The organism is Thermoleptolyngbya sp. C42_A2020_037, from assembly GCF_015272455.1.
Lineage (GTDB): Bacteria > Cyanobacteriota > Cyanobacteriia > Elainellales > Elainellaceae > Thermoleptolyngbya.
In genome coordinates this window covers 70,107-91,741 of sequence record NZ_JACYLP010000027.1, presented here as the reverse complement: position 1 = coordinate 91,741, position 21,635 = coordinate 70,107, and the positions used below count along the sequence as shown (strand labels likewise).

10 protein-coding genes and 1 tRNA gene are annotated in these 21,635 nt (G+C 56.0%); 6 read left to right on the top strand and 5 right to left on the bottom strand.

What is annotated here, in order from left to right; genetic code table 11:
• Nucleotides 1-674: 674 nt before the first annotated feature.
• The 3 genes from IGS16_RS08185 to IGS16_RS08175 all read left to right on the top strand — a co-directional run bounded on the left by IGS16_RS08185 (nucleotide 675) and on the right by IGS16_RS08175 (nucleotide 4,929).
• On the top strand, nucleotides 675-1,487 hold the full coding sequence (locus IGS16_RS08185) for a FadR/GntR family transcriptional regulator (RefSeq protein WP_297084903.1): 813 nt from the start codon (nucleotides 675-677) through the stop codon (nucleotides 1,485-1,487).
• 530 nt (nucleotides 1,488-2,017) lie between these two features.
• Entirely contained in the window at nucleotides 2,018-3,466 is a 1,449-nt protein-coding gene (locus IGS16_RS08180; RefSeq protein ID WP_297084902.1) for an aldehyde dehydrogenase family protein, read from the top strand.
• 74 nt (nucleotides 3,467-3,540) lie between these two features.
• Nucleotides 3,541-4,929, top strand: a complete 1,389-nt coding sequence (locus tag IGS16_RS08175; RefSeq protein WP_297084900.1) for a glutamine synthetase family protein — start codon at nucleotides 3,541-3,543, stop codon at nucleotides 4,927-4,929.
• 22 nt (nucleotides 4,930-4,951) lie between these two features.
• Here IGS16_RS08175 and IGS16_RS08170 read toward each other — a convergent pair whose 3' ends face one another.
• From IGS16_RS08170 to IGS16_RS08160, 3 genes are all read right to left on the bottom strand, one after another.
• On the bottom strand, nucleotides 4,952-6,001 hold the full coding sequence (locus tag IGS16_RS08170) for a glycoside hydrolase family 19 protein (RefSeq protein WP_297084899.1): 1,050 nt from the start codon (nucleotides 5,999-6,001) through the stop codon (nucleotides 4,952-4,954).
• A 462-nt stretch (nucleotides 6,002-6,463) separates the two neighbouring features.
• Nucleotides 6,464-6,537: transfer RNA gene (locus IGS16_RS08165), tRNA-Val, on the bottom strand.
• 98 nt (nucleotides 6,538-6,635) lie between these two features.
• A complete protein-coding gene (locus IGS16_RS08160; RefSeq protein ID WP_297084898.1) occupies nucleotides 6,636-9,092 on the bottom strand; it encodes a ligase-associated DNA damage response DEXH box helicase in 2,457 nt (818 codons plus the stop codon).
• Between the two features lie 1,059 nt (nucleotides 9,093-10,151).
• Here IGS16_RS08160 and IGS16_RS08155 point away from each other — a divergent pair.
• From IGS16_RS08155 to IGS16_RS08145, 3 genes are all read left to right on the top strand, one after another.
• Nucleotides 10,152-17,144, top strand: a complete 6,993-nt coding sequence (locus IGS16_RS08155) for a DUF4347 domain-containing protein (protein ID WP_297084896.1) — start codon at nucleotides 10,152-10,154, stop codon at nucleotides 17,142-17,144.
• 113 nt (nucleotides 17,145-17,257) lie between these two features.
• Complete coding sequence (locus IGS16_RS08150; protein WP_297084894.1) at nucleotides 17,258-18,019, top strand: HAD family hydrolase; 762 nt, start codon at nucleotides 17,258-17,260, stop codon at nucleotides 18,017-18,019.
• A 129-nt stretch (nucleotides 18,020-18,148) separates the two neighbouring features.
• A complete protein-coding gene (locus IGS16_RS08145; RefSeq protein ID WP_297084892.1) occupies nucleotides 18,149-18,490 on the top strand; it encodes a hypothetical protein in 342 nt (113 codons plus the stop codon).
• A 94-nt stretch (nucleotides 18,491-18,584) separates the two neighbouring features.
• Here IGS16_RS08145 and IGS16_RS08140 read toward each other — a convergent pair whose 3' ends face one another.
• A complete protein-coding gene (locus IGS16_RS08140) occupies nucleotides 18,585-19,511 on the bottom strand; it encodes a TIGR01777 family oxidoreductase (protein WP_297084890.1) in 927 nt (308 codons plus the stop codon).
• Between the two features lie 79 nt (nucleotides 19,512-19,590).
• A complete protein-coding gene (locus IGS16_RS08135; protein ID WP_297084889.1) occupies nucleotides 19,591-21,630 on the bottom strand; it encodes a cation:proton antiporter in 2,040 nt (679 codons plus the stop codon).
• Nucleotides 21,631-21,635: the final 5 nt, after the last annotated feature.

The window sequence follows — 21,635 nt, the reverse complement described above, 5'->3', positions numbered from 1 at the left end:
CTCATTTAAGATGAGGGCACCTCGAAAAATTCAATCCTTATTGAAAATAGCAACGAGATTTCAACGGTTTAAGTCCTAAAAATCCGCAATCAGGCAATTAATCGAGGTGCCTATGAGGGATTTTGTGGTGTCGTAATCAGGGTTAGGCGATCGCCCCAATTTCATCAATCGTATCTGCCATTACGCCGAACTGGAAGTGCAAAATTCTGAGTTTACAAACTCAGCCTCCTCATCCGTTAACCAGGAACCGCTAGAAAATACAAGCCCAAATTTGGGGAGGGCGGATAGAAATTTGAACACCCTACAAAATTGGGCTTTGCAACAAAATAGTTATCAAAGTAGTCATTTCTGAGCAACATAACTTGATTCAACACTTAATTCAAAGACGGGTCAACGATTCCAGCCGACGACTCTGTGGGAATTTTGGACTGAATCTTCTGAGTTTTCTCAAGGTTGTGTTAGGGTAATTCAAACTCACGGCACAGAAACCATTTTCTAAGCGCCTTAACTGTCTTAACTGTCCTATCTGCTGGATGGATATTTGGACAGATACGTGGTGTTGTGAAAAATATTGTGAAATCTGTCAGGGCGATCGCCCCGTAAGATCACCCCGTAAATTTTTAAGTCTTTAAATTCGCTCCTATTTCTGACTTGATAGCAAACGCTCCCCCCTGATGACTATCCTGCACCAAAACGAAACGTCCCAACAGCAAACAAACTCCTCCGTTTCAATTGCGCCCCACAGCACCAAACTGCTCAGCTTCAACACATCACGGCAATCGGCTGATGCCCTCCTGCGAGGCCCAAAACCGACAGTCAACGCTTTTGAAGTCACTCTAGAGCGGCTCAGTTCAGCCGTAAAGATGGGGCTGTATGAACCCGGCGACCAACTGCCGAGCGAACGGGAAATTGCCGATATTATGGGCGTGAGTCGGGCTACCGTCCGAGAGGCAATTCGCCTGATGACCGAGCAGGGCATTTTGGTAGCGCGTCGGGGGCGCACGGGAGGCACCTTTGTCTCCAAGCACCCGGTGCCCGAAACATTACAAAATCTGCGAACCCGCCTCAGTGCTAGAGGAACCTCCATTGCGGGCATTTTGGATCATCGACTGGTGGTGGAGTCGGGCGTGGTAGAGCTAGCCGCTCAACGGGCGACCGACGAGCAAAAGTGGGAACTGCAAGCGCTGGTTAACGCAATGGAGCAAGCAGACAATCATGCAGAATATCGCAAGCTAGATACGCGATTTCATCTGCTGATTGCCGCAGCAACCCAGACCAATCGGCTGTCGTCGGTTGTTGCAGATATTCATGCTGAACTGTCGGATTTGCTGACGGCCGCGCCCTACAGTAAGTCCCAATGTCTCCATGCCAATGATCAGCACCAGCTGATCGTAGATGCCATATGCCTGGGACGACCCGACCTCGCCCGTCTCAAGATTCAGGAGCATATTTTGGCTACTAACAGTTACTTAAATGCCCTGCTATGAAAGTTGGTTTGAGATAATTTTTAGAGTAGCTTTTGCGCCTGGAAGCTTTTGCTTTTGATGTCTTGAGCAAACTAGGATAAATCTTAAACACGAGCCATCGGTATAGCAGTGGGGTTCGTTGCTCACTGGGTCGTTTCAATACTTTTGGCGATCGTCACAAATCGCTCTCACTTTTAAGTTGTATCACCGGAATCCAGACTTTGTAACACTAGCTACGGAAGCATACTCAATAACCGCATACCTTTAGCTCTGAGGTTGAATGGAATAGATTCATACCTTTGGGTGAATGTTGCATCTTTTGCTTTTGCATCCACATTCAATTCACTCAGAGCATTCAATCTATATAAATCGTTCAATCTATACATCATAAATCGTTCAATCTATATATCTTTCATTGTTCACGTTGGCATGGTTTGCATTATTGGTTCACACCATTGATTTGCGCCGTTGCAATCTTCTTGAACAATGGCTTGAAAGTGACTCGACAATAGACTTGATGTGGACTTGATCTTGATATAAATGGTGATAGTGTGACGCAAGGTTTTGGGACGCAAGATTTATTGATTGGGGGCGATCGCCTCCCCGCCGAGTCAGGGCAATACACCGAACTCATTGATCCCGCCACGGGGGATGCCTGGATTAAAGTCGCCGCAGCCACAGCCGATGATGTCGATCGGGCTGTGCAGGTCGCCGATCAAGTGCGATCGCCCTGGCGTAAGGTTAATAGTCGCGATCGCACCCAACTGTTGCTGAAGTTGGCGACCCTCATCCGCGAAAATTTGGAACCGCTGGCCCAACTGGAAAGCCGCAACGTCGGCAAACCCATCCGCGATGCCCGCGACGAGGTGAACCTGGCCGCAGACTGCTTCGAGTATTACGCTGGAGCCGTGAATAAGATCAGCGGACAGACGACCCCCGTGGCAGCAGCAGGCACCCATCTGACGTTTCGGGAACCCATCGGCGTGTGTGGGCTGATTGCGCCGTGGAATTTTCCCATTGCCATCACTGCCTGGAAGGTTGCGCCTGCCCTGGCAATGGGCAATCCAGTGGTGCTAAAGCCTGCCACCCAAACGCCGCTCACAGCGCTGCGGCTAGGTGAACTGGCCCTAGAAGCAGGCATTCCGCCCGGTGTGTTTAACGTGGTTCCGGGCGCAGGATCGGTGGCGGGCGAGGCACTGCTGCGGCATCCGCTGGTGCGAAAGATCTCCTTCACTGGCTCGACTGAAATCGGGATGCACGTTATGCGGACGGCGGCAGACGACCTCAAGCGCGTGACGCTGGAACTGGGCGGCAAGTCGGCGAATTTGGTGTTTGCCGATGCAGATCTGGATCTGGCGGTTCCCAAGGCGATGTGGAGCGTGCTGGGCAACGCTGGGCAGGACTGCTGTGCGCGATCGCGCCTGTTGATTCAGCGCCCGATTTATGACGAGTTTTTGCATCGCCTGGCGCAGCAATTCCAGGCGCTCCGAATTGGCCCACCGCTCGACGAATCGACGGAAATTGGTACGCTGATTTCCACCCAGCAGCGCGATCGCGTGTTGGACTATATCATGCTGGGGCAGCAGGAAGGCGCAACCCTGCTCTGCGGCGGCACAGTGCCCACCGAATCCCCGCTCGACCAGGGCGCGTACCTCACGCCTGCCCTCTTCGCCCACGCCACGCCCAATATGCGAATTGCCCAGGACGAAATCTTTGGCCCGGTTCTCTGTGCTATGCCATTTGACACAGAAGAAGAAGCGGTGGCGATCGCCAACACCAGTCTCTACGGACTCTCTGGCTCTATCTGGACCCGCGACATCGGCCGCGCCCTCCGTGTTGCCCGCGCCATTGAAACGGGCGTTCTCTCTATCAACACAGGTCACAGTGTCCATCTGGAAGCCCCCTTCGGTGGCGTGAAGCACAGCGGCATCGGTCGCGAACTGGGACTCGCCGTGTTAGATCATTACAGTGAGTGGAAGAGTGTCTTCATTGCAGAGTAGCGGAGCGTCCGTCTCTTTGTTACTTCTCTAGCCAATACTCCCCATTCTTTAATCCTTCTATTTCGTATTCCTTTATGCATTCTTCTTCTCGTGGCCGATTGACTGTCGAAACGCTGACGCAGCTTGTTCAGGATGAACAGATTGAAACCATCCTTACCGTGTTCCCAGACCTCTACGGACGGCTGATCGGCAAGCGGATTACGGGCGATTTTTTTGTGAACGACGTACTGCAAGATGGCGTTCACGCCTGCGATTATTTGCTGGCCTGCGACATGGAAATGGACCCGGTTCCGGGATACCACTTCACCAGTTGGGCCAGTGGCTATGGCGACTTTCGCATGATTCCTGACCTGAGTACGCTACGAGTTGCGTCTTGGCTAGAGAAAACGGCGATCGTGCTGTGCGATATCTACAACGAAGAAGAGGATGTGCGGGTTGAGATTGCGCCGCGCAGCCTGCTGAAGACGCAGGTAGAACGGGCTAAGTCGCTGGGCTATGTTGCCAAAGGGGCATCGGAACTGGAGCTATACGTCTTTGCCGATTCCTACGAAACCGCGCGGCAGAAGAACTATCATGACCTCCAGCCCATCGGCAGCTACATTGAGGATTATCATATCTTCCAGGGCACCAAGGAAGAGTTTCTCATTGGCGCAATCCGTAAGCATTTGGAGCGATCGGGAATTCCTGTCGAGTTCTCCAAGGGCGAATGGGGGCCGGGGCAGCAGGAGATTAACTTGCGCTATGCAGATTTTCTAGAAATGTGCGATCGCCACATTCTCTACAAGCACGCTGCCAAGGAAATCGCCTGGCAAAACAACGTCGCCGTCACGTTCATGTCCAAGTGGGACGAGCGCTACGCTGGGTCGAGTATGCACCTGCACGCTAGCCTGTGGGATCAGGAAGGTAAGATCGCGCTGTTCCCCGGTGAGGAAGCCTTTGGCCCGGTGCATAGTTCGCCGCTGTTTCGCTGGTTCCTCGGCGGCTGGATGGCGCATGTCCGCGAAATCTTCCCGTTCTACGCGCCCTATCCCACATCCTACAAGCGCTACGTAGCAGGTTCCTTTGCGCCAACGGGCATTGCCTGGTCCTATGACAACCGCACAGCGGGCTTTCGCATTTTGGGACACGGCCCCTCGCTGCGGCTAGAGTGTCGCGCACCGGGAGCCGATGCCAATCCTTATCTTGCCTTTGCTGCCACCCTCGCGGCTGGACTCGACGGCATCAAAAACCAAATCGAGCCACCGCCCATGTTTGAGGGCGATGTGTATGAGGCGCGGGATTTGCCGCAGGTGCCCCACAGCCTGAATGAGGCGATCTATGAGCTAGAGAAGAGCCAGTGGGCGCGGGACACCTTTGGCGAAGCCACGATTGACCACTATTTGCATTTCTTCAAGACCGAGCAGCGCAAATTCGATGAAGTGGTGACGAGTTGGGAACGGGCCCGCTATTTTGAACGGGCCTGATCCCCTTCTAATCCCCCGTCGATCAGCGAACGCCTAGCACCTGCTTTGCCCGGTTCAGGTATTTTTGGCGATCGGCCAGACCGTTGCGGCCGCCATTCACCACGCGGGTTACAGCAATCAGGTCGTCGCGGTCAGCGTGTTGGTTGATGTTGCGGGTTTGCCAGAACCACCCGGCGGCCGTAACGGCATACTGCGGCGACGCAACCAAATCGGGATTTGCTACAAAATCAACCCCCATTGCCCTGGAAAACTGAGCATAGTTGGAGCGACCCGTTAGCTGAATTACGCCGCGCCCCATATAGCGTGCGCCATCGCCCGGTTGCGTATTGCCCAGATTTCGCGCCAGACTCGACGGCGGCTCGTAGCGGCGCTGGGCATCCGTCGGGCCCCAGATTTCGCGCAGATAGCGGAAGCCACCGCTTTCGTGCAACACCTGCCCAAAGAAATGGGCTATTCGCAGGGGCGTGTTGATTTCAAACCGCTCGAAGGTGGCGTTGATGCCGGGAGTCATGGCAATTACGCGATCGCGCAATTGGCTAGAGCCAATAATCTGCAAAATCTGATCCGTCGTCACGAACTGCCGTTTTGCGGGGGGATAGTTGGCCTGGGTATTGGGTGGTGCGGGCTGGGGCGGTGCGTCCTCAGGTAAGATAAATAGCCGCACGTAAGGTAAGCTTCCAGCGGGGCGGGCAGGCAGATCTGAGAGCAACCGGATAAACGTGTCGATTTCGCTATCCAGCGGGTGTAGTTCTGGCTGTTTCATCAGCAAATCCCGCAGGCGATCGCTCCCCCCATCTCGATAATGGGCCATGGTGAACGTTGTGCCGTAGATGCCGTGATAGGGATGGGCACTGGCAGGCGCAGGCGGCAACCCCGTGAGCTGACGAATCGCCCGATCTAGGAACCGATCGGCATCGTGGGGCTGGGGTGGCAATTGCAGCAGAAGCTGCTCAAAGCGACTAATTCCGTAATCTCGATACGTCCTAAGTTTTGCGCTATCAAGCGTAGGCGCAGGACTAGCAGTGCTGCTGGGCGCGGAATTGGCCGCGTGATTAACCGAAGCATTAGTCATGGCGATTTTCCCTGATTCCGAAGTGGTTATGAAGCAGTGTGCGATCGCGCCTACGGGGGGAAGGCTAAACGAGCGATCGCGGCGGCGCGTTTTTGATTAGCAGATGCGTGCTGAATGACTTAGTTTAGAATGCCCAAACTCACGTCCGCGGCACAACGACCCGTTATGAAATCAGTCTTCACACGGCAATCTTGTGTTTAAGCGGTCAAGTCAATCTGGAAAATCCTACAGCCAACAGCAATCTGCGTGGTCAGTCCTGAATCGCAAACTCGAACCTGTGAAACGGCACTTTGAAATGGTGTCCGGAGCGTGTTGTGCCGTCTTGCCAGATACTTCACGCTCTGGCCGTAGAATTCCAGACAAAGACTTGACCAGTTTCCAAACTGGCTAGAAATCGGCTAAAAAACTTGGCTACAAACCAGATGCAAGAAGGCCGATTCCAGCCAGTGGACGCAGACTCAATGGACACAACTGGACTCGAACCAGTGACCCCCACGATGTCAACGTGGTGCTCTAACCAACTGAGCTATGCGTCCTGAACAGTCTACTACTATAGCAGCCCTGGGCGATCGCATCAAGCTTTTTGTCCCCAATTTTACAAAGCGCTGGCTGCAATGCTTTTTCTGCCTGGGGTTCACGCTTTGCCGTCCCACTGCTGCTTCATCCGCTCGATGCGCTCTAGCAGGCTCTCGTTCGACAGGCGCGAGTTGAGCCGCTCCACCAGCAGCGGAAAAGCAAAGGGCGATGGTCGTTTAGTGGTTTGCCACACCAGAGAGAGCGATCGCACTCTATCCAGCGTTTTGGCCAGCCGATGCACCTCTAGCTGATCTGTGAGGACTTCTTGCTCTGCTTGCTTCAGCAGCAAGTTATCCGGTTCATATTTGGAAAACACTTCGTAAATCAGCGACGAACTGACCTGGAGTTGCCCTGCCGTCTTTTTGGCAGAGGGATAGCCCTTGAACACCAGCCCAGCAATCTGGGCAATGCCGCGAAACTTGCGGGCGGTGAGTTCCGATAGGTTAAGGCTGGCGCGAATGTCGGCTTCCAGATTCTCTAGACTAAAGAAGTCATCGGAAAACAACTCCTGAAAAGGATAGTCTTTGGGTGCGAGGATTTCAAATCCATAGTCATTTACCGAAATCGTAAACGTCGCCTGCTTTTGTCGCGCAAACCGATAGCCCCACAAAAAGCCCAGCCCCTCATGCACAAAGCGCCCTTCAAAGGGATAGACATAGAGATGCTGTCCTTCACGGGTCTTGCAGGTTTCAATCAGCAGTTCGTTTACAGCGGGCAGGTGGGAAATGCGCTGCTGAGCAGACAGAATGGGTTTCAAGCAGGTGAGTTCTAGATTTGTGTTTGCATCCTGGCTCTGTTCAATTTCACGTCTCAGGTGCGTACTTAATGTGTCGGATATTGCGAGATTTCCGCCGCCCCAGGTCGGGGTTACAGTAGACTTCTTGCTTGTGCCCTTGACGTAAACCACCATGTCTTTCATTTGAAAAAACTCAAGCTGCCGCCCTGCAAAAAAGAACACATCGCCCTTTTGTAGTTTGGATGCAAAGCTTTCCTCAATCGTGCCAATCTTGCGGCGATTGGTGTACTGGATCTGTACCGATTGGTTAGACGTAATCGTTCCGATACCCATCCGATGCATCCGGGAAATTTGCGGATCGATAACCCGATAGTGGTCATCCTCCAGCGTGATTTTTCTGTACCTTGGGTAGGCGCTGAGCGACTTCCCACCCTTTTCCAAAAAGTCGAGTATCCAGGTAAATTCGGCATCCGTTAAGCGTTCGTAGGATACTGTTTTGCGAATGGCGGAGAGCGTGTCGGCAGGCGTGAAACCATCCCCACAGGCCAGGGTGACTAGGTGCTGAATTAGCACGTCGTAGGGCTTATGAAGCGGGCGGCGTACTTCGATATCGCCCTGGGCCAGCCCATTGCGAAAGGCAGAAATTTCCAATAGCTCCAGCGAGTTGGTAGGCAGGAAGAAAATCTCGGACGTGCCTGCGGGGACGTGGGCCGATCGCCCAGCTCTTTGCAATAATCGGGCCAGGTTTTTGGCGCTGCCAATTTGCACGACGCGCTCCACGGGCTGAAAGTCTACACCCAAATCCAGCGATGAGGTGCAAACCACCCACTTGATGGCTCCAGTTTTCACGGCTGCTTCGATCGCCTCTCGCTCTTGCACGTCGATGGAGCCGTGGTGGAGTGCAATGCGGTCTGCGTGGTCGGGCAGGGCAAAGGTGAGCGCCTGATACCACTTTTCTGCCTGGGCGCGGGTGTTGGTAAAAATTAGCGTGGAGGTTTCGATATCCAGAGCATCTACAAGTTCCTGAAACATTCGCAGGCCCAAATGCCCCGCCCAGGGAAAGGTGTCTACCGAGTCGGGCAGGATGCTGCGAATGATCGTTTGCCGCTGGAGGTTGGTTTGAATCACCACGGGTTCGATATCTAGCCCCACGGCGACCTGGGCAGCTTCCTGAATATTACCCAGCGTGGCCGATAGGGCCCAGGTTTGCAGCGACGGGCGCAATTGACGCAGTGCCGAAAGGCAGAGTTCGGTCTGGGTGCCCCGTTTGGAACTGAGCAACTCATGCCACTCGTCCAGAATCACCGCTCGCAGGCTGCCAAAGAGCGTCTCTGCCCCAGCGTAGGACAGCATCAGAGAAAGCGATTCTGGTGTGGTAATCAGAATCTGCGGCATATTTTTGAGCTGGCGGGCTTTGCGGCTGGCACTGGTGTCGCCCGTGCGCGACTCGACCCGCAGATCCCAGCCCATGTCTTCGATAGGGCGGCGGATGGATTGCTCGATGTCACGGGAGAGCGATCGCAGCGGGGTCAGGTACAGCAGTTGCAGCCCTGGCTTGGGGTCGTGCAGCATGGCGGCGATCGCCCCCATTACCGCTGCGTAGGTTTTGCCAGACCCAGTGGGCACCTGCACCAGCCCACTGCGCCCCGCCAAAAACGCCTCCCAGGTTTCCTGCTGAAACGACAATGGCTCCCAGCCTTGGTGCTGAAACCACGCGGCAATAGGCGCAAGACTGGGAGTGTTAAGTTGAGTCGTGCGGGGGGGCGATCGCCTCTTCATAGGGCACAAAACGGGGCATAAAACAGGGCGTATCCTAGTTCTGCAACTTTGCCCTCATCCCCCAGCCCCTTCTCCCAAAAAAGGGAGAGGGGAGCCGGACTGGAAGTCCCTCTCCCGCCTTGGGAGAGGAATTTAGGGTGAGGGTTACAAAAGTGGGGTACACCCACAAGACGGGGCATAAACAGCATACTTTTTGCCCCACAACGGGGCGCTTCTGTCCATCAAGAATTGCCTCAAACAGTTTGCCGGCCTAGGATGCCTAACCCTAGATCGCCTTTGAACGGATCATAAATCACAGGCAATCTTAAGCTTTACACCGTTTGGCAAATCGCTGTGTAGCCGTTCCATGCAGTGATTTTCACGCTCTGTTGGTGTTTGGGGAGCATCCTTTGCCAACCATAACAGGCAACCGTTAGATTCTATTCCTTGCGTCTTCAGTAATTACACGCGAATTCTCGCTGTAATTTTTCTATGAAGCACATAATTAACCGTGAGTCTCAGGACGCTATGCCTCTATCGAAAGATAGATAGTCAAAATATGAGTTTAGGAGCGGTTTATACAAAATTGTCTTGTTTGTTTCTCGAAGGGTTCTATTGCAGCAAGTGCCTTCTGTAGCGTGTCTCGCTCTCTCTAAGGCTGAGTGGCTAAGTTAAAAATCTACTAACCGCTAGCCTTGCCGTAATTTTGTCTGGTTCGCTTCCTTAGAGCAGTTCCCATCACATCGAAGCGAGCAAGCCAAGCCGGTTTCCGATCAAAATACGCGCCTGCATCCCCGCCGCCGCCTTGTTTCTCTGTCAATAGGGTGCATCGTCGAGACAGTTGGCGCATTCTACAGCACACTTTCCCGTCGCCTGTTCTTGGCGCTGATTTTTGCACAGTTTGCATCTGTGTACCATACGTCTCTGCGGTTGCAGAGCGGCAGATCGCGCTGCCTCAAACTTGCCCTGCTTTAGAGTCCAGTCTGTTGATTGGGGCTATTCATTTACCTACTGTTTCATCCTTGCTTAGGAGCGATCTTAGCTATGTCCGCAGTTTGTCTTCCCTCCCTGGTTTCTAGATTGTCCTCATCTGCCTTAACCGATTCAACTCAACAAGTCCTGTCGGTTCCCAAAAGCGCCTGCACACTCGTCGTGTTTGATCGAGGCATTGCGGATCTGGGAACGCTGGTGGCGGGTGTGTCGGACGCTGCGGGCGTGCTGGTGCTGGATGCTCAGCAAGATGCGATCGCGCAAATTACGGCCGTTCTGACCCAATATCCACAGGTTAACCAGGTTCACCTCGTATCTCACGGCAGCGAGGGCTGTTTGCGGTTGGGCGATCGCCTCCTCTCGCTGGAAACCCTCGACCGCTACGCCTGGGAGCTACAGTCCTGGTTTTCCGCCGCCGCAAACGCGTCGAACCAGCCCATGCTAATCCTCTACGGCTGCCGTGTCGCAGCAGGCGAAGCCGGGGCAGAGTTTTTGCAAAAGCTGCACCAACTGACTGGAGCCACTATCGTCGCCTCCACCACCGACACGGGCAGCGCATCTCTGGGCGGCAATTGGGAACTGGAAGTCAGCTTTCCTCAAGGAACTGGAACCCTATCCCAGCCAGCCATTTCTGAAACTGCCAGACACCTCTATTCAGGAATTCTCAGTCCAGGCAACGACAACTTTGCTAATCGATTTGTCCTGAGCGGCACTAACGTCAGCACTACAGGTTCCAACGTTGGCGCAACAGCAGAGATGGGTGAGCCAGCGCAAAGCGGCATCGTCAACTCTGCGTGGTGGTCTTGGACGGCTCCCACGACCGGGCAGTATGTTATCGACACCATCGGCAGTAGCTTTGACACATTTCTCTTTGTCTACACCGGATCGACGCTCGCCACACTCAATCTAGTGGCTTCTGACGACGACTCAGGGGGAAGCCTGGCAAGTCGCATCACCCTCAATACAACTGCTGGAACAACCTACCAAATTTCGGTTGATGGCTTTAATTCAAACACGGGGGCGATCGCGCTCAACATCAACCAAGTTGTGAACAATGCCCCAACGAATGTCAACCTCAGCAGCACCAGTGTTAACGAGAATGTTATCGCTGGTTTCACAGTGGGTGGACTTAGCACCGTTGACCCCGACGCAGGCAATACTCACACCTACAGCCTCGTAGCAGGGGCGGGAGACACCGATAACGCTACTTTCAGCATTGTCGGCAACCAGCTTCGGATTAACACCTCACCCGACTTTGAAACCAAGAACAGCTACAGCATCCGCGTCCGCACGACCGATCAAGGTGGGCTGTTCTTTGAGCGCGTCTTCACTATCAACGTGAACGACGTGAACGAAGCGCCGACCAACCTAACGCTGAGCAACACCACACGAGATGAAAATATTCCTGCCAATTCTCTAATTGGCAACTTCGGTACCGTTGACCCCGACACTGGCAACACCCACACCTACAGCCTGGTGGCGGGTGCGGGAGATGCAGACAACGCCGCCTTCACGATTGTCGGCAACGAACTGCGGATCAATGCCTCCCCCGACTTTGAAACCAAGAGCAGCTACAGCATTCGGGTTCGCACGACGGATCAGGGCGGATTATTCACCGAGCGCATGTTCACGGTCAACATCAACAACCTGGAAGAAGCGCCAACCAATCTGCAACTCAGCAGCAATGAACTGTTGGAAAACGTCCCTGCCGATACCGTCGTCGGCACGCTAAGTACGATTGATCCCGACATGGGAGACACCCACACCTACAGCCTAGTCAGCGGCACAGGCGATGACGACAATGGTGCGTTCACGATTGTTGGCGACGAGCTGCGAATTAACACGTCACCCGATTTTGAAGCCAAGAACAGCTACAGCCTCCGGGTTCGCACGACCGACCAGACTGGGCGCTTCTTTGACCGCGTCCTGACGGTTTACGTCAACAGCGTAAATGAGGCTCCGACGGATATTATCCTGAGCAGCACCAGCGTTGAAGAAAATGTGGTGCCGGATACGGTGGTGGCCACGCTCAGCGCCGTAGACCCAGATGCAGAGGACGAGCATACCTATTTGCTGGTGGCAGGTGCGGGCGACGACGACAATGCCGCCTTTACCCTGGAGGGCAACGAGCTGCGAATCAACGATATGCCAGACTTTGAAGCTAAGTCGGTGTATCGGGTTCGGATTCGCGCCGTCGATCGCGATGGGCTGTTCTATGAAAAAGCCGTTCAGATCAACATCACGGATGTAGACGAGTCGGGCAATGCGCCGCCGACCAGCATTAGCCTCAGCACCGCCAGCATTGATGAAAACGTTTCTGCCAATACCGTCGTGGGCACGTTTTCGACGGTCGATCCCAACCCTGGCGATGTGCATACCTATAGCCTGGTGAATGGGGTCGGCTCGACGGATAACGCAGCGTTTACGATTGTCGGCAATCAGCTCCGAATTAACGTATCGCCTAACTTTGAGGTGAAGCCCAGCTACAACATCCGCGTGCGATCGCGCGACCAGAGTGGCGGCATTTTTGAGCGGCAGATGGTGATCACGGTTAACAACGTGAACGAAACCCCGACCGCCATCAATCTCAGCACCACGAACGTCAATGAGAACGTTCCTGCGAACAGCGCTGTTGCAATTCTCAGCACAGTCGATCCCGACACAGGCAACACGCATACCTATACGCTAGTGAGCGGCGAAGGTGACACTGACAATGCTGAATTTAGCATTGTAGGAAACCAGCTTCGGATCAATACTTCACCTGACTTTGAGACCAAGAATAGCTACAGCATTCGTCTTCGTTCGACCGATCAGGGTGGATTGTTCACCGAACGCACGGTCAACATCGGCATCAACAACGTCAACGAAGCGCCGACTCAACTGGAGTTCAGCGCTACGAACGTGAATGAGAACGTGCCCGCGAATAGTGTGATCGGCACGTTCACCACCACCGATCCCGATGCAGGCAATACCCACACCTACACGCTGGTATCGGGCGCTGGCTCGGCTGACAATACTGCCTTCACCATCGTTGGCAACCAGCTCCGCATCCGCAACGCTCCCGATTTTGAAACCAAGCCGAACTACACGATTCGCGTCCGCACGACGGATCAGGGCGGGCAGTTCTTTGAGCGGCAGTTTAGCATTACCGTCAACGACCTGAACGACGCACCCACCAGCATCACCCTCAGCAACAACGCTGTGCGAGAAAACGATGCTGGCGTGGTGATTGGCCGCCTGACGGTTGCTGATCAAGATCGCAACCAAACTCATAGCTTTACGGTTAGCGATCAGCGCTTTGAAGTAGTGAATGGGCAACTGAAGCTGAAGTTTGGCCAAAGCATCGACTTTGAACAGGAAAAGCAGGTCAATCTCAGCATCACGGCCTTTGACAACGGGTCGCCCAGCCTCAGCCGCACCCAGAGCTTCACGATCAACGTGCAGGATGTGCCAGAAATTGACGTGGAGAAGTTCCGCTCTGGCGTGACGGGGGCGCTGACCCAGCTAGCCGTAGTGCTGGACAACGACCTGGCGCGGAGTTCTCTGCCGATTCTGGGAACGCTGAGCGATCGCTATGTCCCTGCTTTCCTGAGGAACCTGACCAGCACCCTCGTCGGCGGCATGGCTAATGGGGAGCAACTGACCGTTAGCGAATTCCAAAACCGACTGAGCCGCAATCTGCCTGGTGTGCGAGTGCTGACTGATTTCAGTCAGGCGAAGCAGTTTGAAGTGACGCTAGACATGACCCAGACCTACAACCTGGGTTCCGTCGGGCTGAACAGCAACATGGGGCTGCCGATGCTGAGCATGAGAACCACGGGTTCTGCCAATGCCAGCGTCCTCGGCGGCATGAAGCTGACCTTTGGGTTCCATGATGACTTCGGCTTCTATTTCAACACCAACGCCAGCAAGACTTTCTTTGGGGCAGAACTGACGGCTGCGTTGTCGAACAACTTTAGCGCCCAGGCCACGCTGGGCTTCTTGCAGGCAAACCTGACCAATGATCTGTCCAATCCTACGCGGGTGACGGGCGGCTTTAAGGCGCTGTTGAAAGACATCGACAATATTCCGGGTGCGCCCAATGATGGCGATCGCCTCACCCTGACCGAACTGCGGCGACGCAACGCCAATTCCAGCTTCCGTGAACTATTTGGCACCGAATTTGCCATCACGCCAAACCTGGGCATGAAAGCCCGCACAGGCATCGCCAACTTCGAGGGAATGCCCTCCATCAACTTTGACTTGGCGCTCAAGTGGAACGCCTTTACCTATCGCGACGGACGCAGCTCATCGGGCAACCCCCAGCTTGAGTTCAACAACGTCACGCTAGATCTGGGTTCCTTTATCTCTGGCTTTGCCCGACCCGTCCTCACTCGCATTGACAATACCATCAGCCCCTTCCGCCCGGTCATCAACTTCCTGAACGCTGACACTCGCATCCTCAGCAGCCTGGGCTTGACCGGCCCCTTTGACCAAAACCGCGACGGCCGGGCCACAGTCGTAGAAGTTGTTAGCACCCTCAGCCGCTGGCGCTTTGGCCGCGGCATCGACACTCGGTTCATCGATGCCATTAGCGCCCTGGATGCAGCCATCACTGCCCTCAACCAGCTCACCGCCAGCGACGGCAACCTGGCCATCAACTTTGGCTCCTACAGCATCGGCACTGTAGACACCAATGCTGCACCGGGCAGCCTGTCCCAGAGCAGCCCCCGCACCACCAGAGGGCAAAGCACAAACTCCCTGACCCAGGCTTCGAGCAATTCGCGCGTGCGAAACTTTATCAATGCGCTGAACCGGGTCGAAGGGCTGGGCTTCCCTATCTTGTCTGATCCCAACCAGGCGATTAACCTGCTGCTGGGCCGCACGGCGACACTGTTCCGCTACGACATGCCCGACCTGGACTTCAACCTTCGCCTGGAGCAGAAGTTCCCCGTGATTTGGCCGCTCGAAGGCAGGTTGTTCGGCGATCTCCGCGTGCGAAGCAATCTCGACTTTGGCTACGACACCTTTGGCTTCCAAGAGTGGCAGCGAGCGGGCTATTCCAGTTCTGCCGCCTCCAGGCTGATTGATGGTTTCTATGTCACCGACTTCCCTGGCGACGAAATTACCGTCGATGCGACGATTGGCGCAGGTTTTGGGGTGAATGTGGGTGTGGCCGAAGGGCGCATTGACGGAGGTCTGCGAGGCAAGGCAGGCATCGACCTGATCGACGTAGGCGAAAATACTCGAAATCCAGTTTGGGATTCGGAGTATAGCCGAGTCTGGAACGAGATCAATCGGCAGATTGGCCATATCTCTTTTCTCCGTCCACTTGTTGGCCCACAAACGATTGCAACGCTCAATTCGCGGGGCATTCGCGAGTTTGTCAACCTCAGTGACGGCCGCATCCGCACCACTGAGATTACGTCTCGCCTGAGCAATCCGCTGAGCCTGTTCCAGATTCAGGGCGTGGTGAACGTGTTCCTGGATGCCTATGCGCGGGTTGGGGTGCGGATTTTGGGCAAGCTGATTGGCAAGGAATGGCGGAAGAACCTGGCGACGTTCAAGATTATGGAGTTCAGCGTGGGGGGCGGCGCTTCTGTAGGACGGATCAGCCAGAAATATATTTCAGGGGCCACGATCTTCCTGGATGCCAACAACAACGGCGTGCTGGACGAGAACGAGCCTTACACCATCAGCAGCTTCGACGGCTCCTACGAGCTGAAGTTTGCTACCGAACTGTTTGACAAGAATGAAAACGGCGTGATTGACCCCGATGAGGGGCAAATTCTGGCGGTAGGTGGCTACGACACGTTTACCAACGAGAAGATGGATGTGCCGCTGTCGGCTCCGGTGGGCTATAGCATGGTCACGCCAATCACCACCATGATTAACGCGCTGGTGCGGATGGGTGATGTGGATGTGGCGACGGCCGCCGCCCAGGTAAAGCAAGCGCTAGGACTGCCTGCGGCTCTCGATCTGGGAACCTTTGATCCGATTATTGCTATGCGCGACGGCGACCCGAACGGGGCGAAAGTGATGGCGGCCCATGTGGCGATTTACACGTTAATGGATCAGGCGGCGACGCTGCTGCGGGGGGCAACGGGGCTATCGGGCGAGATGCTGGCGATGCTGGTAACAGGGGCGATCGCCGATGCGATTGAACCGGGTAAGCCGCTGGATTTGAGCAATGCCTCGGTGGTGGCGAATATCCTGAAGACGACCGTTGGCGCACTGGAAATGGTCAGCCCCGCGCCAGAGCTAGCCAAGGTGACGGAGATCGCCGATCAGGTCGCTACCATCATGGCGGAAGGCGTGCAGCGGCTCCAGGCGGTGTTGGCAAAACCGGGCAATGCGGCGGCGCTGCTGCGGGAAGTTAGCGAACTCCAGGGCTTCCTGGTCAACAACACCTCGAAGGATCTGGCGGCTGCGATCTTGGGTACGAAGACCATCGATCAGGTGCTAGATGCCAATACCGGCGACGGGCTGCTGGCCGGGCTGAAGCGCCGCGAAGCTATGAAGAACCGCGCGACCCTTCCGGGCACCAACGAAATGGACTTCCTCAAGGGCACCAACCAGAGCGAAATTTTGGTGGGTCTGAAGAAGGGCGATCGCATCCGGGCACTGGGCGGCGACGACATGGTGGCAGGCGACCTGGGCAATGACTGGCTGCACGGTGGCACCGGCAACGACACGCTGAACGGTGGGCAGGATGACGATACCCTGATCGGCGGCGCGGGCGACGACGTGCTGATTGGTCGCAGCGGCAAGGATATGCTGATCGGCGGCAGAGGTCGCGACACCTTCCAGATCGCTGCCAACAAGAAGGGCAGCAACTTCCTCCGCGACTTCAAAGCAGCAGAAGACCGCATCGAAATCACGCTGGGTCGAGAGTTTGCAGAACTGCCCACTGGCAAGGGCATCAGCGCCGAGCAGTTCCGCCTGGGCAGCAGGGCAGCGACCGAAACCGAGCGGTTTATCTACAACCAAAGCAAGGGAGCGCTGTTCTTTGACCTCGACGGCAGCGGCGCGGGTCAGCAGGTGAAGATTGCTCAACTCAACGCTGGCACGGCTCTGACCCATACTCAGATCTCGATTGCTTGAGAAAGCGTAATGGGGGACAGCGCAATGAAACGCTAGTGTAAGCCACACGGCTTCGTTTAGACTCATCGAGGGTGTTTCCTGGGGAATGCCCTCGATTTTTTTCGCGTTAAACCATGCTGCTAGACTTGCCAAATTCGATTCGCTTGATTGCCACCGATATGGACGGCACGCTGACCCGCCAGGGCAAATTTACGCCGCTGCTGCTACAAGCACTGGAGGCTCTGAAAGCGGCTGGCATTCCGGTGGTGATTGTGACGGGGCGATCGGCGGGGTGGGTGCAGGGCGTGGTGTCGTATCTGCCCGTGGCGGGGGCGATCGCCGAAAATGGCGGCGTGTTCTTTCCCGGAGACACTGAGCCGGAGTTTCTGGTTCATGTGCCCAATCTGGCGGCCCATCGGCGATCGCTGGCCGATCTTTTTCACGACCTTCAAAGCACGTTTCCCAAAATCCAGGAAGCCCCCGACAACCGCTTCCGGCTGACTGATTGGACGTTTGATGTGCGGGGCTTGTCGGCGGCGGATTTGCAAACGATGGGCGATCGCTGCCAGGACGCGGGCTGGGGCTTTACCTACAGCACCGTGCAGTGCCACATCAAGCCCGCTGCTCAGGACAAAGCCAGCGCCTTAGAACAAGTTTTGCAGCGGCACTTTCCCCGCATCTCACCCGCGCAACTGGTGACCGTAGGCGACAGCCCGAATGACGAGAGCCTGTTCGACAAAAGCCGCTTTCCCTATTCCGTCGGCGTGGGCAATGTGCGCCATTATCTCGATCGGCTGAGCTACAGGCCCAACGCGATGACGGAGGCTGAAGAAGTGGCTGGTTTTTGGGAACTCAGTCAGCAAATCCTGGGTCTGCTGTTGTCAAGTGATGCATAACCGAGTTTGCGATCGCCCACTGCTTTTGCGGTAAACTGTCGTACCAAGGCAAAGAGTGTTGTACCAAGGTACAAACTGTCGTACCAAGGCAACCTGTAGGCAAACTGCGAGTTCATCCCATTCTTGCTTATGAACCCAACTCAAAAACGCTTGCTAACTTGGCTGGGCTGCTCTGGTGCAGTGGCGCTGGGGTTGGTTCTGCCAAAGCCGCTGCTGGCGCAAACGGTGCCCATTCGAGAACTGATTTTCTCCAGCACACAGACGGGCGAAATGGTTCCGCCGGACGACTTGGACTGTGGCTGCACGGGATTGGGCGATGGGCTGGCGGTGCTGACTGGCTCAGACGCAGAGGGCGACATGGCGATCGCCCTGCGCGGTTGCGACTGTGCGGGATGCCGCTTTATTGCCCGTCAAGAGATGCAGCGCCAGTTGCAGGCGAGTCTCTCGATTCCAGTACAGTTGCCAGAATAGCTCTGGGGAGTTGTTCCTGGCTTTACAAGCTTCACAAAGTGTCGCGAAGCCTGGGTTGAGTGCTAGGCTCGTTGCAAGCCAGCCCTGCTGCAAACTAGCCTTGCTGCAAGATATTGGCGATCGCCGCCTTTACCTCTGGATATTGGTAGGCAAAACCGCTTTCCTGCGTGCGTTTGGGGAGAACCTGCTGACCTTCTAGCACGACCTGTGCCGCATCGCCCAGCAGCGCCTCCAGCGCAAAAGCAGGCACGGGCAGCCACGACGGACGACCCATCACCTGCCCCAGCGTTTGGCAAAACTCTGCCATCCGCACTGGATTTGGCGCGGTGGCGTTGTAGGTTCCCGACAGGCTGGCATCGGTCAGCGCTTTGAGAATCAGGTTCACCAAATCGTCGCGGTGAATCCAGGAAAACCACTGGCGACCCGTGCCCAGCGGCCCGCCCGCAAACAGACGAAAGGGCGTGAGCATTTTGCCCAGTGCGCCGCCCATGCCGAGGACGATTCCAGTTCGCAGAATCACAACGCGAGTGCCGTTAGACTGGGCCGACTCGGCGGCGGCTTCCCACGCCTGACAGACCTGCGCCAAAAAGTCGTCGCCGGGGGCGCTGCTTTCGTCGAAGGTAGCGGTTTCGCTGGTGCCATAATAGCCGATGGCGGAAGAGTTCACCAGAACCGACGGCTTGGGGTTTGCCTGGGCGATCGCCTCTACAATCTTCTCCGTCCCCACCTTGCGGCTATCCAAAATTTCCTGCTTGCGCTCTGGGGTCCAGCGCTCGTCGGCGATGCCCGCGCCCGCCAGATTGACCACGCCGTCGCAGCCAGAGAGCGCCTGCTGCCACTCGCCCGACTCTAGCGGCGAATATTCCACCACGTCTACGTTGGGAAACGCCGATTTGGGAAAGACGCGATCGCCGTGCGTCTTGCTGCGAGTCAGCGCGACGACGCTGTGCCCCTCTTCGACCAGCCGCTCCACCAGTCGCGTTCCTACAAATCCGGTTGCCCCGGTCACTGCAATTTTCACGATGCCTCCTCTGCAAGCGGCGCGGGGGAAGTGTGCGGTTCTCCGCTGCCGTTCGGTTCTCAATCTTGTCTTACTGGTCTTAAGTCTTGTCTTCAGTATATCGGTTGGGTTCGAGCGGAAATGAGCTGCCGTCGATCAGCGCGGTAAAGGCATGATGCTCGTCGGCATTGCCCACCACCAGCAGGCGATCGCCCGCCTCTAGCAGCGTGTCGCCCAGGGGGTAGGCGTGGAGCTGTTTTTGACGCTCGATCGCCATGATCGTTGCGCCAGTGGTGCGGCGCACGTTTGCCTGGGCTAGGCTCAGCCCCACCAGCGGCGACTCTGGCTCTAGCAAATACCAGTGCTTGGGAAAACCTTCGGTGGCCGCGTCTAGATCCGATCGCCCCCAATATTCTGCCCGCTCTGGCAAGATGTCGCGATAGCGCCCGCTGCGATAGCGATGCACCACCTGCTGCACCGCAGACACCGAATCGCCCAGTTTCAGCAGCAGATGGGCCCCCATTTCCAGCGAGGCCTCAAACTCTGGCTGGACGACTTCCTGCGCCCCCAGTTGATAAAGCGCGTCGATTTCATCGGTGGCGTGGGCCCGCACGGTGATATCCAGATCGGGGGCAAGGCTGAGGGCGCGTTGCAGCGCGAGGCGGGTGGCGAAGGGATCAGGCAGGGCGATCGCCATCGCTTTGGCGCTAGATAAGTTTGCCTTTTCCAACAACACTAGACTAGACGCATCCCCCAGCAGGTAAGGAATTTGCCGATCTCGCAGGTTGCCCAGCACTGCCTCGTTGTTATCAATGACCAGCAAACGATAGCCCTGAAAGTACAGCATTCGCACCAGAGTTTGCCCAACTCGCCCATAGCCTGCTACGACAACGTGGTTGCTTAGCCCATCGGCAGGGCCGGTGTATTGGGGCGATCGCTGCGGTTCTAGCCAGGCTTTTAGGCGGGGAACCTGTTCTAGCCAGATCAGGATTGTTGGCGTGCCTCGCAGGATAAAGGGCGTAATCAGCAGCGTTGCGGCCGCCGTGCCCACTGTTAGACCATAGACATGTTGGGGAAACAGGTCGGCACTGCGGGCCACCCCTGCCAGCACAAAGGAAAATTCGCCGATTTGGTTAATTCCCAGCCCTACCAGGAGCGCCGTCCTGAGGGAATAGCCAAAGGCGCGGACAAGGCCAGTGGCGATCGCCGCTTTGCCCAACATCACCGTCGCCACCAAACCCGCCAAAACCCAGGCATTCTCCCACAAAAACACTGGATCGATCAGCAGCCCAATCGAGGCGAAAAACAGCGTGGCAAACACATCCCGCATCGGCAGCACCCGATCCAGCGCGTGGTCGGCATATTCCACATTCGACACCAGCAGCCCCGCCACAAACGCCCCCATCTCGATGCCTAGCCCAATCGCTGAGGTGAGCAGCGCCACGCCAAGACACAGCACCAAAATTCCCAGCAAAAACAGTTCCGGTGAGCCGCTCCGCGCCAGCCGTTGAATCATTCTGGGAATCAGCCAGATGCCCGCCAAAGCTGCCCCGCCCATAAACAAGAGCGCTTTTAGCAGAGCAGCAAGAAGGGCCATGCCGATCTCATCGGGCGATCGCGTTAGAGCGGGCAGCACCGCCAGCATGATGCCCACCGCCAGATCCTGCACGATCAAAATCGTGAGCATAATCTGCCCGTGCAGGCTATTCATCTCGTTGCGGTCGAGCAGGCTTTTCAGCACGACTGCGGTGGATGATAGCGACAGCACCGCGCCCAAAAACACCGCTTTGGGAATCGTGGCGACCCAGCCTAGCCCGTAGGCTAGTCCACCGCCCAGCAAAATTGTCAGCAAAATTTGTAGCGTGCCGCCGCCCAGCGCAATCTGCCGCATCCGCATCAGGTCTTTGAGCGACAGTTCTACACCCAGCGCAAACAGCAGCAGCGCGATGCCGACCGTTGCCAGCACCTCGATGTCGCCTTCCAGTGCTACCAGACCCAGCCCCGCCGGGCCGACCACGATGCCTCCCAGCAGATAGCCCAGCAGCACGGGCTGTCGCAGTCGGTTTGACAAATAACCGCCCGCCGTTGCCGCCCCCAGCACCGTCACCATCTCGACGATTAGCTTGACTTCGCTGGCCATGCTCC

Excerpts from the sequence above, each read along its gene's own strand:
- IGS16_RS08185 (WP_297084903.1), top strand. The coding sequence starts at position 675 with ATGACTATCCTGCACCAAAACGAAACGTCCCAACAGCAAACAAACTCC.
- IGS16_RS08175 (WP_297084900.1), top strand. The coding sequence starts at position 3,541 with ATGCATTCTTCTTCTCGTGGCCGATTGACTGTCGAAACGCTGACGCAG.
- IGS16_RS08170 (WP_297084899.1), bottom strand. The coding sequence starts at position 6,001 with ATGACTAATGCTTCGGTTAATCACGCGGCCAATTCCGCGCCCAGCAGC.
- IGS16_RS08160 (WP_297084898.1), bottom strand. The coding sequence starts at position 9,092 with ATGAAGAGGCGATCGCCCCCCCGCACGACTCAACTTAACACTCCCAGT.
- IGS16_RS08150 (WP_297084894.1), top strand. The coding sequence starts at position 17,258 with ATGCTGCTAGACTTGCCAAATTCGATTCGCTTGATTGCCACCGATATG.
- IGS16_RS08145 (WP_297084892.1), top strand. The coding sequence starts at position 18,149 with ATGAACCCAACTCAAAAACGCTTGCTAACTTGGCTGGGCTGCTCTGGT.
- IGS16_RS08135 (WP_297084889.1), bottom strand. The coding sequence starts at position 21,630 with ATGGCCAGCGAAGTCAAGCTAATCGTCGAGATGGTGACGGTGCTGGGG.